This is a genomic window from Pseudomonas sp. GQ91 (genome assembly GCF_059758795.1).
The window spans coordinates 212180-226956 of sequence record NZ_JCAXED010000008.1 but is presented as its reverse complement, the minus strand read 5'-3'; the positions used below and the strand labels follow the sequence as shown (position 1 = coordinate 226956).

At 60.5% G+C, this 14777-nt stretch carries 12 protein-coding genes, 4 tRNA genes and 1 pseudogene; 5 read left to right on the top strand and 12 right to left on the bottom strand.

The features are described 5' to 3' along the window. Positions 1-23 precede the first annotated feature (23 nt). From AC6CIA_RS14450 to AC6CIA_RS14405, 10 genes are all read right to left on the bottom strand, one after another. Entirely contained in the window at positions 24-1418 is a 1395-nt protein-coding gene (locus AC6CIA_RS14450) for an aspartate aminotransferase family protein (protein ID WP_498312995.1), read from the bottom strand. Between the two features lie 128 nt (positions 1419-1546). Further along, the gene (locus AC6CIA_RS14445; RefSeq protein WP_498312993.1) at positions 1547-2317 is read right to left on the bottom strand and encodes an SDR family NAD(P)-dependent oxidoreductase; all 771 of its coding nucleotides are present in this window, start codon (positions 2315-2317) and stop codon (positions 1547-1549) included. A 64-nt stretch (positions 2318-2381) separates the two neighbouring features. Beyond that, positions 2382-3992 carry a gamma-glutamyltransferase family protein gene (locus AC6CIA_RS14440; RefSeq protein ID WP_498312890.1) on the bottom strand — a complete coding sequence of 537 codons (1611 nt, stop codon included), beginning with the start codon at positions 3990-3992 and terminating at the stop codon, positions 2382-2384. A gap of 22 nt (positions 3993-4014) precedes the next feature. Beyond that, entirely contained in the window at positions 4015-4794 is a 780-nt protein-coding gene (locus tag AC6CIA_RS14435) for an amino acid ABC transporter ATP-binding protein (RefSeq protein ID WP_339530536.1), read from the bottom strand. 2 nt (positions 4795-4796) lie between these two features. Then, positions 4797-5573, bottom strand: a complete 777-nt coding sequence (locus tag AC6CIA_RS14430; protein ID WP_339530538.1) for an amino acid ABC transporter permease — start codon at positions 5571-5573, stop codon at positions 4797-4799. Positions 5574-5585: 12 nt separating this feature from the next. Continuing rightward, on the bottom strand, positions 5586-6395 hold the full coding sequence (locus tag AC6CIA_RS14425) for an ABC transporter substrate-binding protein (RefSeq protein ID WP_498312888.1): 810 nt from the start codon (positions 6393-6395) through the stop codon (positions 5586-5588). 76 nt (positions 6396-6471) lie between these two features. Next, entirely contained in the window at positions 6472-7140 is a 669-nt protein-coding gene (locus AC6CIA_RS14420; protein WP_498312886.1) for a GntR family transcriptional regulator, read from the bottom strand. Between the two features lie 323 nt (positions 7141-7463). After that, positions 7464-7540 (bottom strand) — tRNA-Asp (locus tag AC6CIA_RS14415). A 19-nt stretch (positions 7541-7559) separates the two neighbouring features. Next, positions 7560-7635: transfer RNA gene (locus AC6CIA_RS14410), tRNA-Val, on the bottom strand. Positions 7636-7883: 248 nt separating this feature from the next. Then, a complete protein-coding gene (locus tag AC6CIA_RS14405) occupies positions 7884-8786 on the bottom strand; it encodes a LysR family transcriptional regulator (RefSeq protein ID WP_498312884.1) in 903 nt (300 codons plus the stop codon). Between the two features lie 117 nt (positions 8787-8903). On the opposite strand from AC6CIA_RS14405, the pseudogene AC6CIA_RS14400 reads away from it, so the two are divergent. Both AC6CIA_RS14400 and AC6CIA_RS14395 read left to right on the top strand, forming a co-directional pair. Further along, positions 8904-10288 (top strand): annotated as a pseudogene (locus tag AC6CIA_RS14400) (MFS transporter). After that, positions 10285-11559 carry a glucarate dehydratase family protein gene (locus AC6CIA_RS14395; RefSeq protein WP_339530575.1) on the top strand — a complete coding sequence of 425 codons (1275 nt, stop codon included), beginning with the start codon at positions 10285-10287 and terminating at the stop codon, positions 11557-11559. Before AC6CIA_RS14400 ends, AC6CIA_RS14395 begins: the two are co-directional and overlap by 4 nt. Positions 11560-11869: 310 nt before the next feature. Here the strand turns inward: AC6CIA_RS14395 and AC6CIA_RS14390 are convergent. Continuing rightward, positions 11870-11946 (bottom strand) — tRNA-Asp (locus AC6CIA_RS14390). 19 nt (positions 11947-11965) lie between these two features. Further along, positions 11966-12041 (bottom strand) — tRNA-Val (locus AC6CIA_RS14385). Between the two features lie 160 nt (positions 12042-12201). On the opposite strand from AC6CIA_RS14385, the gene rdgC reads away from it, so the two are divergent. The 3 genes from rdgC (at position 12202) to sugE (ending at position 14682) form a co-directional block, all read left to right on the top strand. Next, positions 12202-13122 carry a recombination-associated protein RdgC gene (rdgC, locus tag AC6CIA_RS14380; protein ID WP_498312882.1) on the top strand — a complete coding sequence of 307 codons (921 nt, stop codon included), beginning with the start codon at positions 12202-12204 and terminating at the stop codon, positions 13120-13122. A 160-nt stretch (positions 13123-13282) separates the two neighbouring features. Next, complete coding sequence (locus tag AC6CIA_RS14375; RefSeq protein WP_498312880.1) at positions 13283-14248, top strand: bile acid:sodium symporter family protein; 966 nt, start codon at positions 13283-13285, stop codon at positions 14246-14248. A gap of 119 nt (positions 14249-14367) precedes the next feature. Further along, positions 14368-14682 carry a quaternary ammonium compound efflux SMR transporter SugE gene (gene sugE, locus AC6CIA_RS14370; RefSeq protein WP_498312878.1) on the top strand — a complete coding sequence of 105 codons (315 nt, stop codon included), beginning with the start codon at positions 14368-14370 and terminating at the stop codon, positions 14680-14682. Positions 14683-14777: the final 95 nt, after the last annotated feature.

The window sequence follows — 14777 nt, the reverse complement described above, 5'->3', positions numbered from 1 at the left end:
AAAACGGCGGCGTCACCGTCCGCTTATGAAGAGATGACCCGGGCTCCCGGCAGGGCAAGCAGCGTGGTCAGCGCGTTATCCAGCTCACCGATCAGCCTGTCGATATCCGCCTCACTTGTTTGCGGGCAGCACAGGGTCATGTTGTGAAAAGGCGTGATCAGGATGCCGCGATTAATCAGGTAGAGGTGCAGCGCCATTTGAAGGCTGTCATGAAACGCCGCCTCGGCTTCCGCACCGGTTCGGGGCGAAGTGGCGCAGAATTGAAACTCACAACGGGCGCCCAACTCGGTGACAGACCAGTTCAGTTGGTGGCGCTTGAACAACGCTCGAAATCCCTGCGCCAGTCTTGAGGCGACAGACAGCATGTGCTGGTAGGCAGAGTCGGTCATGACCTCTTCAAGACTGGCGCGCATGCAACGCATCGCCAGCGAGTTGGCGGACAGCGTTGTTCCCATTCCACTGTGTCCATGGCCGCCGCCCTCAGCGCTCTTCTGCACGTCACGCATGGCCAGGGCAACGTCTTCGGTCACGCCAAACACAGCGCAAGGCACACCCCCTGCGATGGGCTTACCCACCACAAAAAAGTCGGGTTCCAGCCCCCATTGGCGCGTGCATCCACCCAGGCCCGTGGAAATAGTGTGGGTCTCATCAATGACCAGCAGGCTGCCATATTGGCGGGTCAACTCGCGGCACTTTTGCATGAAGCCCGGATCGGGCAGGACCATGCCGATGTTCGTCATCGCCGGCTCGCACATCAGCGCACACACATCGCCCTGGGCTAACGCAGCCTCCAGTGCGGCAACATCGTTGAAGGGGATGGATCGACTGTACTGGCTCAAGTCGTAGGCCTGGCCCACAAGACCTGGACGGTGCACTGTTTTGCCGTCGAGGTAGCGCACCATCACGTCATCCACGGTGCCGTGATAACAGCCGTCGAACACCAGCAAGACATTGCGTTGGGTGATAGCGCGCGCCCAACGCAGCACATAACGATTGGCGTCAGTCGCATTGGCCGTCACCTGCCAGTAAGGCAGGTCAAATCGCTGAGCCAGCAACTCGCCGCAAACCACCGCGTCCTCGCCGGGCAGCATGGTGGTCAAGCCGTTATTCGCCTGCTCGGCTATGGCACGGGCAATAGGATCAGGTGAATGGCCGAACATCGTGCCGGTGTCGCCCAGGCAAAAGTCAATGTATTCATGATCGTCAACATCGGTGAAGCGTGCGCCTTTGGCGCGCTGCACGAAGAGCGGCGAAGGCATCGACCAGTCGCTCATCCAGTGCATGGGAACACCGTTGAACAGATTCGCCTTGGCACGCTTGGCCAGCGCCATCGACGTGGGGTTGCTTTCTATGAAACGCTCACGCTCGGAGGCGGTAAAAGCAGCAATCGCTGATTCACTAATTCCACTTTTCGACATGATCAAACACCCTGTGTTAATGACAAAAATCGGTTAAACGTCGTGGCCGCTCGGACAGGAACACGCCACCACCGTATTCACGCTGTGTGGTTTTCTGAACAGGGAATAAACCGCACCCTTTCCTGACCTCAGATTCGAGGGGCTTTGTTCTCGATCAGGCAGTTCCCGCCATCCACCACAATGACTTCACCGGTGATGTAACTGGATTCAGGCGACGCCAGAAATGCAACCGCCGCCGCCACTTCGCGAGGACTGCCTGCCCGGCCCATCGGGGTGAAGCGCCCCGCCTCGGCTTCAACGGGTGAGGTTGAACCCGTCGTGATCCAGCCAGGCGCGACGCTGTTGACGGTGACCCCTTGCCTGGCGACTTCAAGTGCAAGCCCCATGCTCATGCCCACCATCGCGGCCTTGGCGGCGCTATAAGCCGCCTCGCCCGGATTGCTGCAGCGGGTGCCGGTGGTGGAACTGATATTGACAATGCGCCCGTAATTACGCGCTCTCATACCGGGCAAGACGGCCCGAGTCAGAAGAAAAGCTGTGGTCAAGTTTCTTGCCAGTGAAAGATTCCAGTCATGCAGTTCCATCGTTGCCAATTCCGAGAACACCTCAGGGCTTCCCTGCATGGCCATACCGGCATTGTTCACCAGAATATCGACCCGTCCCCAGACGGACTCTGCCCAATGGCTCAATTCACGCACCTGACTTTCGTCAGTAAGGTCAGCTGGCCGGCCTTCCACTTCGAAGCCTTCAGCGCGCAGTTCTTTAACCCGTTCAAAAATGCGGTGACTGCTCGCCGTAATGATCAACTTCACGCCGGATGCACCCAGTCTGCGCGCGATGGCCATGCCGATCCCGGCTTCACTTCCGGCACCGCTGACCAGTGCAACGTGCCCGCCCAACTCACTATTGAACACAGTGTTCTCCCGCGTACTCGATGTGTAAAAGGCTCAAATCAGGCAGCCGTTACCAGGCCGCAATATGCGAATCCGCCCGTGGCTCAGTGCCTCCGCACAACACGCCGGTGGCCGGGTCACGCAGGATGATTTGCCCACGCCCGTAGTCGGTCAGGTCGCTGTCGGTTTGCACCTTGTGCCCGCGCCGCGCCAGCGCATTGACCAGATCGCGGGACGCACCGTGTTCGATGCCGACCTTCATGTCGCCCAGCCATTGCCAGCGTGGCGCGTCGAGGGCCGCTTGCGGATTAAGACCGAAGTCCACCAGGTTCATCACCATCTGCACATGGCCCTGGGGCTGCATGTAGCCGCCCATTACGCCGAACGGTCCAAGGGCCTCGCCGTCCTTGCTGAGGAAACCCGGAATGATGGTGTGGAAGGTTTTCTTGCCCGGTGCAAGGCAGTTGGCATGGGACTCATCAAGGCTGAATTCCTGCCCTCGGTTCTGCAGGGCGATGCCGCTGTCGGGCAGCACCACGCCGGAGCCGAAGCCGTGGTAGTTGCTCTGGATGAACGAAACCATATTGCCTTCGGCATCCGCCGTGGCCAGGTACACCGTGCCGCTGGCATGGGGGTCGCCGGGTTTGGGGAGCTGGGCCTGTTCGCCTATCTGGTCGCGGCGACGTGTGCTGTAGTCATCGCTCAGCAGGTCGGCCACCGCCACGCGCATGTGCGCCGGGTCGGTGATGTAGTGCAGGCCGTCGCTGTAGGCGAGCTTCATCGCCTCCAGTTGGCGATGCCAGGTCTGCTGGCTGTCGCGGTGATCGAAGCTGAAGCCTTCGAGGATTTTCAGCGCCATCAACGCCACCAGGCCCTGGCCGCTGGGCGGGATTTCCCAGACATCCACGCCCCGGTAGCTGATGTGGATCGGCTCGACCCATTGCGCGCGGTAATCCTTGAGGTCGCTGGCGCGCAGGTAGCCGCCACTGGCAATTGAATGCGCATCCAGGCGTTCGGCCAGGGCACCGCGATACAGGCTTTCGCAGCGGGTGGCGGCGAGTTCTTCCAGGGTGCGGGCCTGGCCCGGGTTGCGGAAAATCTCCCCGGCGCGTGGCGCGCGACCGTCAATCAGGAAGGTGTCGAACCAGGCCTGCAGCACTTCGTCGCGATGAGGGCTGAATTCGTTCAAGGATATCTGCCATTGATGGGCAACCACCGGCGACAACGGGAAACCGTCGCGCGCCAGGCTGATGGCCGGCTGCAGCAAATCGGCAAACGGCAACTTGCCGAAACGTTGCGACAACTCCGCCCAGGCCGAGGGGCAGCCGGGCACGGTGACCGGGGTCCAGCCATACAACGGCATCTGAGCATGCCCGGCCGCCTTGACCGCCTCGACACTCAAGGCGGCCGGCGCGTGGCCGTTGCCGTTCAGGCCATGCAACTGGCCCCTGCACCACACCAGGGCAAACGCGTCGCCGCCCAGGCCGCAACCGGTGGGTTCAACGACGGTGAGGGCCGCCGCCGTAGCAATCGCAGCGTCGATGGCGTTGCCACCCTTCTGCATGATTTCGATGCCCGCCTGCGCGGCCAGCGGCTGGGACGCCGCGACCATGCCGCGACGCGCAAATACGCTCTGGCGTTGCGAGGAATAGGGGTATTCGTGAGCGGAAAATTTCAACATGGCAAAGGCTCTTTAAAAAAGGTCATAACACACGACTGAGAAACGCCCGGGTACGCGGATGGCTGGGGTGGCTGAAAATCTGCTCCGGCGGGCCTTGCTCGATCAACTCGCCCTGATCGAGCACCACCACGCGGTCGGCCACTTCCCGGGCAAAGCCCATTTCATGGGTGACCACCACCATGGTCATGCCCTCCTCGGCCAGTTCCTTCATCACCTGCAGGACCTCGCCGACGGTTTCCGGGTCGAGGGCGCTGGTGGGTTCGTCGAACAGCATCGCCTGGGGCTTCATCGCCAGCGCACGGGCAATCGCCACCCGTTGCTGCTGGCCGCCGGAGAGCATCGACGGATAGTGGCCGGCCTTGTCCGCCAGGCCGACCCGCGCCAGCAAGCCGCGCGCTTGTTCCAGCGCCGCGGCACGCGGCACGCCGAGCACCTGGATCGGCGCTTCGATGATGTTCTCCAACGCGGTCATGTGCGGAAACAGATTGAAGCGCTGGAACACCATGCCGATGTCGCGGCGCTGCCGGGCGATGTTGCGCTCCGAGTCGCGCACCAGGCTGCCGTCGCTGCGTTCGCGATAACCCATGGCGCGGCCGTTGACGCGAATGCGCCCGCCCTGGATGTCTTCGAGCAGGTTGATGCAGCGGATAAAGGTGGTCTTGCCGGAGCCCGAGGCGCCGATCAGCACCACCACTTCGCCGCGCCGCACTTGCAGGGAGATACCCTTGAGGATCTGCAACTCGCCGAATGACTTCTGAACATCCAGAGCCTCAATGATCAACTCTTCACTTTGGTGCGCCATGGTTAACGTCCCCTCAGCAGTTTCAGGGTGCTGCGACCGAACATACGGCTGGCGGCCGGAGGTGGCGCGGAAGGTCGATCGGACTGGCCGAAGCGGTTTTCGAGCCAGCGTTGGAAAAAGCCCCACAGGGTGGTCAACGTCAGGAAGTAAATCGCGACGACCAAGTACAACTCGAATACGCGAAAAGTCGCCGAGGTCACCATCTGCGTGCTGAGCAACAACTCCTGCACCCCGATCACACTGACCAGCGTGGTGTTCTTGAGCATCACGTTAAACTCATTGCCCAGCGGCGGTACGATCACCCGGAACGCCTGGGGCAGCACGATACGCCGCATCAGCTTGGCAAAGCCCATGCCCAGGGAACGTCCGGCTTCGTACTGGCCCTTGTCCACCGCGCCGATGCCGGCGCGGATGATTTCGGCCATGTACGCGCCTTCATTCAGGCCCAGGGCGATGATCGCCGCCTGGATATTGCCGGGAATGATCAGCCCAAACAGCTCGATATCCTCGAAGCGAAAGATCCCGCCCGCTGCCAGTGCGGTGTACAAAAACACGATCTGCACCAGCAGCGGCGTGCCGCGCATCAGCCATACGTAAAGGCGTACCGGCAGGTGCAGCAGCGGGTTCTTCGACAGCCGCAACAGCGCCGCCGCCAGGCCCAGCGCACAGCCGAGCAGCATCGCCAGCACGCTGATCAGGCAAGTCAGCCACAGCCCGGTGAGGTAGACCCCACTGGGCTGCAGCAGGTATTGCCAGAACACATCCCAATTGAAATTCATCGTGGTAGAACCTCAGTCGAGTGTGTCGCTGCTGACATGCCATTTGTTGAGCAATTGCGCGTAGCTGCCGTCGCTGCGCATGTCGCTGATGATCTGCTGCACGGCGGCGGTCAGTTGCGGGTCATCCTTGCGCATGCCGAGGCCGGTGAGAATGCGGCTGAACGCCGGCACACCTTCCTGGAACAGATCCGGGGCCATCGCGGCGTAGTAGCCGGCGGTTTCCACGGTGGTGCCGTAGGCGTCGACCTGGCGGATGCGCAGCGCCTGGAAGGCATCGGTGTCGGTGTTGTACACCACCATTTTCATCGGCGGCTTGCCGGCTTTGGCCAACGTTTCGTTGTGGGCATCGAGCAGGGTCTTGATGGTGGAGCCGTTGAGCACCGCGACCTTGTGCGCGGACAGGTCATCCAAAGTCTTAATGCCCTTGGGGTTGCCCTTGAGTACCACCACCGCCTGGCTGGAGTACATGTAGTTGACGATGTCGATCACCTCACGGCGCTCGGGTTTGTCGAACAGTTGGTCGACGATCATGTCGCACTGCTGGGCAAGCAGCGCCGGTAGCAGGCCAGAGAACGGAATCACCCGCCACTGCACCTGCTTGTCGCCCAGGCGCTTGGCGATTTCCAGGCCCAGGTCAACGGTGAGCCCACGCGGTTTCTGGGATTCGTCGAAGGACACCAGGGGCGGTGAATCCATCCCCGAGCAGTACGTGAGTTTGTCGACGCTCTTCAGGCGCTCAGGCACCTGGACTGCGGCGCAGGCCCATTGTGTGCAGAGACCAAGAGTTACAGCCACCAGCAAGGCGCGGTGTTGTTTATGCATGACCAGACACTCCAATTCGTTGAATAACGGGGCAGAAATCAACGTCTAAACATGGGCGGGTTCGGACCCGCCTCTCTTATTTTTCCAATTGCAGAAATTGAATCAGCAGCGGTACGGTGCTTTCGATGTGTTCGCGCACCACGGCTTCGGCGCGAGCGGCGTCACCGGCGCGAATCGCGTCGAGGATCACCGCGTGTTCCTGGCGCGCGCTGAGGGGTTTTTCGCTGTGCTGCAGCCACAAGCGCATGGGCGCCTCCACCAGCGAATACAGCGCCGAAATCTGCTTCATCAAGCGTGGGCGGCCGCTGAGGCTGCACAGGTATTCGTGAAAGGCGCGGTGGCGACGGACCCACGCGGCGCTCTCGTCGCGATAGTCATCCATCTCGTCCAGCAGCCGCTCCAGAGCCGACATCTGGCGCTCACCGATGCGGCTGACCGCGACGCGCACCGCCAGGCCCTCAAGCGCGCTACGCATCTCGAACACCTCATACAGCTCATCGATATCCAGACCGCTAACGATGGCACCGCGATTGGGCCGCAGCGTCACCAGGCCCTGGGCATCCAAGCGGCGAAACGCTTCGCGCACCGGCATGCGGCTCATGCCGATCTCGCTGGCGATGTCCTCGGCGATCAGACGATCGCCTTTGCGGTAGCGGCCGCCGCAGATGGCGTCGAGCAGGAAGTTGTAGGCCTCCTCCTCTGCAGTGAGGGGCTGGCGGTCAACGTAGGCGGGGGCAAATTGCATTGGCAGCACCTATGTATTTTTGTATCCAATTATCCACGAATACAAAAAAGCATGATGCGTGCCAACAAACTCAGTGCAGGGTTAACTGTCTGATTCAGATGCAATTCTTCTTTTAGGTGCAGGAGAGATGTCGGAAGAAGGTAGAGCCACGTGCTACCAAATAGCACAACAAATCCCTATTTCCGTGCAAGAAAGTAGCGGGTGTCCGTACTTAAAAACCGTGGCTGGAGATGACTCGAGCGGAATCCAGAAACGAAAAAAGCGGCTCAAGGCCGCTATTTCCGTGGCTTCCAGGCGTTCAGTGGGCCTAAGGGAAGCAAATATGGCGCAGCGGACGGGACTCGAACCCGCGACCCCCGGCGTGACAGGCCGGTATTCTAACCGACTGAACTACCGCTGCGCGTAACACTTGAAGCGAATGGTGGGTGATGACGGGATCGAACCGCCGACCCTCTGCTTGTAAGGCAGATGCTCTCCCAGCTGAGCTAATCACCCTTCACTTTCGGTGTGGGCCGCATCATATACGAAAAAATCGCAATGTGTTGATTTAAATGCAATTTATTTTAAATAACTTTTCGAGCCTGTCCCAGCTGCTGTTGTCCGTATACAACCGACTCCGACCGTTCCCACGGCTATTCGAGATAGCCTGCGGATGAATCCAGCAGGCGCAGGCGTTGAGCATAGTGCTGCGCAGTCAGCGGAATAGGACCGGCATGGCTTTTCAGGAAGAGCAAGCGCCTCGCCTACGCCCCCCACCCCTCACGCACCGCCCGCCGAATCCCTTCCAGCAGCATTGCAAATGCCGGGTTATCGTTGTTCTCGCGCCAGATCAGATGGAGCTCGCTTTGCACCCCCTCGCCCAGGTCGATATCACGGAACACCACGTTCTTGAACACCACGCTGGTGGCGCAACGAGGGACCAGCGCCAGGCCCATGGCGACGTTGACCAAGGCGAGGATGGTCAGGGACGAGCCGAGCCACTGCACATAATCCGGGGCGACGCGGGCGGAGCGCAGCATGCCGGTCAGCAACTCATTGAACGGCGGATAGGCGGCGTGGGAGTACATCAGGAACGGCTGGCCGTCGAGGTCCTTGACCGACACTGTTGTGGCTGTCGCCAGTGGATGCGTACTCGATACAGCCAGCACAAAGGGCTCGCGCACCAGGCATTCGGTGGAGTAACCGGGTTCCTGCAACGGCGCGCGGGCAATGCCCAGGTCGATGCGGCGGGCGCGCAGGGCCTCGTGCTGCTGGTAGGTATTCATTTCCGACAGGTCGATTTGGACGTGGGGCTGGGTTAGTCGTGCCTCGGCAATGACCTTGGGCAGAAACTCGTAAACCGCGCTGCCGACGAAGCTGATGGTGACCGAGCCGATGTCGCCCTCGGCAAAACGCCGTGCGGTAACGGCGGCCTGCTGGGCGCGCTCGAGCAGGTTCTGCGCTTCGATGAAGAATGCCCGGCCGGCCGCGGTGAGGGCGACGTTGCGGGTGCTGCGGGTGAACAGCTCGACCCCCAAGTGATGCTCCAGCAACTGAATCTGCCGGCTGAGCGGCGGCTGGGTCATGTTCAGGCGTTCGGCGGCGCGGCGGAAATTCAGTTCTGTGGCGACGGTGGTGAAACAGCGCAGTTGGCTCAACTCGAACATTGATCTAATCCAGGTATCAATCGAATGCCAAGTTAGATTAGACGGGATCAATACCGGCGTCCATGATCGGGCATGTCACACGCAATCCCCAACAAAAACAACTATCGGGAGTCGCCCTTGAATACCCTGCAGAGTCCACCGGACCCGAACGTGCTTGCCCGCGCTGCCGCCAAGGTCAAGCGCCACATCCTACCGCTGTTCGTGATCATGTTCATCGTCAACTACATCGACCGGGTCAACATCGGCTTCGTACGCAGCCACATGGAAACCGACCTGGGAATCGGCGCTGCCGCCTATGGCCTGGGTGCCGGGCTGTTCTTCGTCGGTTATGCGATCTTCGAAGTCCCCTCCAATATGCTGCTGCAACGCTACGGCGCCCGCGCCTGGCTGACGCGCATCATGTTCACTTGGGGGGCCGTCGCGATGGCCATGGCCTTCGTCCAGGGAGAAACCAGCTTCTATGTGCTGCGCTTTGCCCTCGGGGCCGCTGAAGCCGGCTTCTTTCCCGGTATCATTTACTACTTCACTCAATGGCTGCCATCGACCGAACGGGGCAAGGCCATGGCGATTTTCCTCAGTGGCTCGGCCATCGCTTCGGTGATCTCCGGCCCGGTGTCCGGCGCATTGCTGCACATCGATGGCTTGAGCCTGCACGGCTGGCAGTGGATGTTCCTGATCGAGGGCTTTGCCTCCATCGCTCTCTGCGGTTTTGTCTGGTTCTGGCTGCAATCCCACCCACGGGAAGCCAAGTGGCTCAGCGAGGAAGAAAAGGCTGCGCTGATCGCTGCCATCGACCAGGAACAGCAGGCCCGGGAAGCCGCACAAACGGTCAAACCATCCATGTTCAAATTGCTTGCCGACAAACAGATCGCGCTGTTCTGCTTCATCTATTTTTCCATCGCCCTGACCATCTACGGTGTCACGTTCTGGCTGCCGAGCATGATCAAGAAAATGGGCGACCTCGGTGATTTCCAGGTCGGCCTGTTCAACTCGATCCCATGGATCATCTCCATCGTCGCCATGTACGGCTTCGCCGCCATGGCCAGTAAATGGAAATACCAGCAGGCGTGGGTCGCGGTGACGCTGGTGATCGCGTCGTTCGGTATGTTCATGTCCACCTCCGGCGGGCCGGTCTTCGCCTTCGTCGCCATCTGTTTCGCCGCAATCGGCTTCAAGGCGGCCTCGGCATTGTTCTGGCCGATCCCGCAAGGCTATCTAGATGCCCGCATCGCCGCGGCGGTGATCGCACTGATCAACTCCATCGGCAACCTCGGCGGCTTCGTGGCCCCGACCGCGTTCGGCTTCCTGGAGCAGACCACCGGGTCCATCGAGGGAGGCTTGTACGGCTTGGCCGGCACTTCGCTGGTGGCTGCCGTGGTGATCTTTTTCGCCCGAACCTCGCCGCGCGGCAACCTTCTGGACTCGTCGCCCGAAGACGCCACGACAAAGAAGCCGGTCAGTCATACAGCCTGAAATCTGATCCAACGGGAGCAGCCTCTTGAAAATCACCCGAGTCACCGTCACCCCCATCGCCTTCCGCGATCCGCCCTTGCTCAATGCCAGCGGCATTCACGAACCCTTCGCGCTGCGTTCGATCATCGAGATCGAAAGCGACAATGGCTACATCGGGCTGGGTGAAAGCTACGGCGACGCCCCGGCGCTGGCGATCCAGCAGCAGTTGCAAAGTCAACTGATCGGTCTTGATCCGTTCAATCTCAATCAACTGCGGGCCATCGTCCAGGCCACGGTGGCGGCGAACAAGCCGGTGGCCCTTGCCGGCGCGGAACTGGCCCCCGGTTCGCACGCGAGCAAAGCGCTGAGCAATGCCTATTCGGCGTTTGAAGTGGCGTTCCTCGATTTGCAGGCGCACGCCCTAAACGTACCGATGGTGGACCTGTTGGGCGGGGCAATCCGCGACGAGATTCCGTTCAGCGCCTATTTGTTCTTCAAGTACGCGCAGCACGTGGATTCACCCTACAAGCCGGACAGTTGGGGCGAGGCGCTGAACGAAGAGCAGATCGTCGCCCAAGCGCGGCGGATGATCGAGGCCTATGGCTTCAAGAGCATCAAGCTCAAGGCCGGTACGTTGCCGCCGGAGCATGAAGTGTCGTGCATCAAGGCGTTGAAAAAGGCGTTTCCCGGCTATCCGCTGCGCATTGATCCGAATGGTAACTGGTCGCTGGAAACCTCGATCCGCATGGCCGAACTGCTCGGTGATGACCTGCAGTATTACGAGGACCCGACGCCGAGCCTGGAGGGCATGGCCCAACTGCATAAGCGCACCGGCCTACCGCTGGCGACCAACATGGTGGTCACCGACTTCGAAGAGTTACGCCGCAGTGTGGCGCAGAACAGCGTGCAGATCGTCCTCGCCGACCACCACTACTGGGGCGGCCTGCGCGACACTCAGGTGCTGGCGAAAATGTGCGAGACCTTTGGCCTGGGTTTATCCATGCATTCCAATTCGCACCTGGGTATCAGCCTGATGGCCATGGCCCATGTCGCTGCCTCGGTGCCCAACCTCGATTACGCCTGCGACACCCATTACCCATGGCAGGAGCCGGACGAAGAGGTGATCAAGGGCGGCAAACTGCCGATTGTCGATGGTTGCGTGAAAATCACCCGGGCACCGGGATTGGGCCTGGAACTGGATCACGATCAACTGGGCAAGCTGCATGACCAATACCTGACGTGTGGCATTCGCCAGCGCGATGATGTGAGGCAGATGCAGCGCTACAAACCGCAGTGGAAAGCGCTCAAGCCGAGGTTTTGATGAGCCTGTAGCAACCTTTGGTCCGGGAGCGTCGTCGCGCGTGCCCGGACTTTTGAGAGGGGGATGGCAAACAGTAGCGATGCAGTCGTGGGTTTGGCACTGGCGGCAACGCCCATTTGCAGGGATCAGCAAGCGCGGCGGCAACGATTGGTGAGTGCAGTGTTCCCGCGCTCCCTGCAGACATTGGAGTCTGTACTTAAAAACCGGGGTTGGAGATGGATTCGAGCGGAATCCAGAAACGAAAAAAGCGGCTCAAGGCCGCTATTTCCGTAGCTTCCAGGCGTTCAGTGGGCCTTAGTGGAAGCAAATATGGCGCAGCGGACGGGACTCGAACCCGCGACCCCCGGCGTGACAGGCCGGTATTCTAACCGACTGAACTACCGCTGCGCGTAACACTTGAAGCGAATGGTGGGTGATGACGGGATCGAACCGCCGACCCTCTGCTTGTAAGGCAGATGCTCTCCCAGCTGAGCTAATCACCCTTCACTTTCGGTGTGGCGCGCATTCTACGGAGCGCCCCAGACTCTGGCAAGCACTTTCTTTAATATTTTTTTCCATGCCTTCCAATGGCTTACGCGGGGTTGGCCTCGGGCGCTGCGAGGAGAATAATGCCCCCCTTTGTATAGAGGAGAGACTCACCCCATGTGGTTCAAGAACCTGCTTATCTATCGCCTGACCCAAGATCTGCCTGTTGATGTCGAGGCGTTGGAAACTGCACTGGCCACCAAACTGGCGCGCCCCTGTGCAAGCCAGGAGTTGACCACTTACGGTTTCGTCGCCCCATTCGGTAAAGGCGAAGACGCTCCGCTGGTACACGTCAGCGGCGACTTCCTGCTGATCGCCGCCCGCAAGGAGGAGCGCATCCTGCCGGGTAGCGTCGTGCGTGACGCGGTAAAGGAAAAGGTCGAGGAAATCGAGGCCGAGCAAATGCGCAAGGTCTATAAAAAGGAACGCGACCAGATCAAGGATGAAATTATCCAGGCCTTCCTGCCGCGTGCGTTTATTCGTCGTTCGTCGACCTTCGCCGCCATTGCGCCAAAACAAGGCCTGATCCTGGTCAACTCGGCCAGCCCGAAGCGCGCCGAGGACTTGCTATCGACCCTGCGTGAAGTGATCGGCACGCTGCCGGTACGTCCACTGACCGTGAAAACCGCGCCGACGGCGATCATGACTGACTGGGTGACCACTCAGAAACCGGCCGACGACTTCTTTGTGCTCGACGAATGCGAACTGCGCGACACCCACGAAGACGGCGGTATTGTGCGCTGCAAGCGCCAGGACCTGACCGGCGAGGAAATCCAGCTGCACCTGACCACCGGTAAAGTCGTGACCCAGCTGTCACTGGCCTGGCAGGACAAGCTGTCGTTCATGCTCGATGACAAGATGACGGTCAAACGCCTGAAGTTCGAAGACCTGTTGCAAGACCAGGCGGAACAGGACGGCGGCGAAGAAGCCCTGGGGCAACTGGACGCCAGCTTTACCTTGATGATGCTGACGTTCGGCGACTTCTTGCCGGCATTGATCGAAGCGTTGGGCGGAGAAGAGACCCCGCAAGGCATTTAAGCCTGGTGAAGATCAAGAAGGTGGGAGCGGGCTTGCTCGCGATTGCGGACTGTCAGTGAAGCATAGGGATGCTGACCTACCGCTATCGCGAGCAAGCCCGCTCCCACATTTTTGATCCGGTTTGCAGCCCGACTACCTCTCTAATAACAAGGACCTCCCCATGCGCGCACTCGCCGCTTTAAGTCGCTTCGTCGGTAATACCTTCGCCTACTGGGTGTTGATTTTCGCGGTGGTTGCCTTCCTGCAACCCAGCTGGTTTATCGGCATGAAAGGCGCCATCGTTCCGCTGCTGGGGCTGGTGATGTTTGGCATGGGGCTGACCCTCAAGCTTGCGGATTTCGCTGAGGTTGCCCGTCATCCGTGGCGGGTGGCCCTGGGCGTGATTGCGCAATTTGTGATCATGCCCTGCGTGGCCTGGCTGTTGTGCCAGGTCTTCAACCTGCCAGCGGAAATCGCCGTCGGGGTGATTCTGGTCGGTTGCTGCCCAAGCGGTACCTCGTCCAATGTCATGACCTGGCTGGCCCGTGGCGACCTGGCGCTGGCGGTGGCGATCTCGTCCATCACCACCCTCCTCGCCCCGCTGCTGACGCCGGCATTGATCTGGTTCCTGGCCTCGGCCTGGTTGCCGGTGTCGTTCATGGAGTTGTTCTGGTCAATCCTGCAAATAGTCTTGCTGCCCATCGTGCTCGGGGTATTGGCACAACGCCTGCTGGGTGAGCGGGTGCGCCATGCGGTGGACGTGTTGCCGCTGGTCTCGGTGGTCAGCATCGTGATCATTGTCGCGGCCGTGGTCGCGGCGAGCCAGGCGAAGATTGCCGAATCGGGCCTGCTGATTATGGCGGTGGTGATGTTGCACAACAGCTTTGGCTATTTGCTCGGTTACCTGACGGCGCGCGCGTTCAGGCTACCGATGCCGCAACGCAAGTCACTGGCGCTGGAAGTGGGCATGCAGAACTCGGGGCTGGGCGCTGCCCTCGCGAGCGCGCATTTTTCGCCACTGGCGGCGGTTCCCAGTGCGCTGTTCAGCGTCTGGCACAATATTTCCGGCGCGCTGCTATCGACCTACTTCCGGCGCATGAGCGAGAAGGAAGACCGCGACCTACTGGCGCAATCACGCCCGGACTGACGACTGAAACTTGCTCGCCCGAGGGATTTTCGGCACTCTGACGCGCATCGCGGGGACGACCTCGCAGCTCGTTCGAGTGTGCTATCCGGGGACGACCCCATCTACCGATGGAGACCATCATGTCCTGGATCATTCTGTTTTTTGCCGGTCTGTTTGAAGTCGGCTGGGCTGTCGGCCTGAAATACACCGACGGCTTCAGCAAGCCCCTGCCGACGCTCCTGACGATTGCCGCGATGGCGGTCAGCCTTGGCTTGCTAGGGCTGGCGATGAAGGAGCTGCCGCTGGGCACCGCCTATGCGGTCTGGACTGGCGTCGGTGCGGTGGGCACGGTGATTGCCGGGATCATTCTGTTCGGGGAGTCCATGGCGCTGTTCCGTCTGGCCAGTGTGGCGCTGATCATCTGCGGGTTGATTGGACTGAAGATCAGCACCTAGGCTGCTTTCCCCCGCTCTGCGTGTTGTATGTGTAGGAGCGAGCTTGCTCGCGAAAAACCTGAGAGCGCCTCGGCGCTCCAGGTGTTGCGTGTCAT

Coding starts and splice junctions, on each gene's coding strand:
- rdgC (WP_498312882.1), top strand. CDS start 12,202: ATGTGGTTCAAGAACCTGCTTATCTATCGCCTGACCCAAGATCTGCCT.
- AC6CIA_RS14420 (WP_498312886.1), bottom strand. CDS start 7,140: ATGCAATTTGCCCCCGCCTACGTTGACCGCCAGCCCCTCACTGCAGAG.
- AC6CIA_RS14375 (WP_498312880.1), top strand. CDS start 13,283: ATGCGCGCACTCGCCGCTTTAAGTCGCTTCGTCGGTAATACCTTCGCC.
- AC6CIA_RS14440 (WP_498312890.1), bottom strand. CDS start 3,992: ATGTTGAAATTTTCCGCTCACGAATACCCCTATTCCTCGCAACGCCAG.
- sugE (WP_498312878.1), top strand. CDS start 14,368: ATGTCCTGGATCATTCTGTTTTTTGCCGGTCTGTTTGAAGTCGGCTGG.
- AC6CIA_RS14450 (WP_498312995.1), bottom strand. CDS start 1,418: ATGTCGAAAAGTGGAATTAGTGAATCAGCGATTGCTGCTTTTACCGCC.
- AC6CIA_RS14405 (WP_498312884.1), bottom strand. CDS start 8,786: ATGTTCGAGTTGAGCCAACTGCGCTGTTTCACCACCGTCGCCACAGAA.
- AC6CIA_RS14425 (WP_498312888.1), bottom strand. CDS start 6,395: ATGCATAAACAACACCGCGCCTTGCTGGTGGCTGTAACTCTTGGTCTC.
- AC6CIA_RS14435 (WP_339530536.1), bottom strand. CDS start 4,794: ATGGCGCACCAAAGTGAAGAGTTGATCATTGAGGCTCTGGATGTTCAG.
- AC6CIA_RS14430 (WP_339530538.1), bottom strand. CDS start 5,573: ATGAATTTCAATTGGGATGTGTTCTGGCAATACCTGCTGCAGCCCAGT.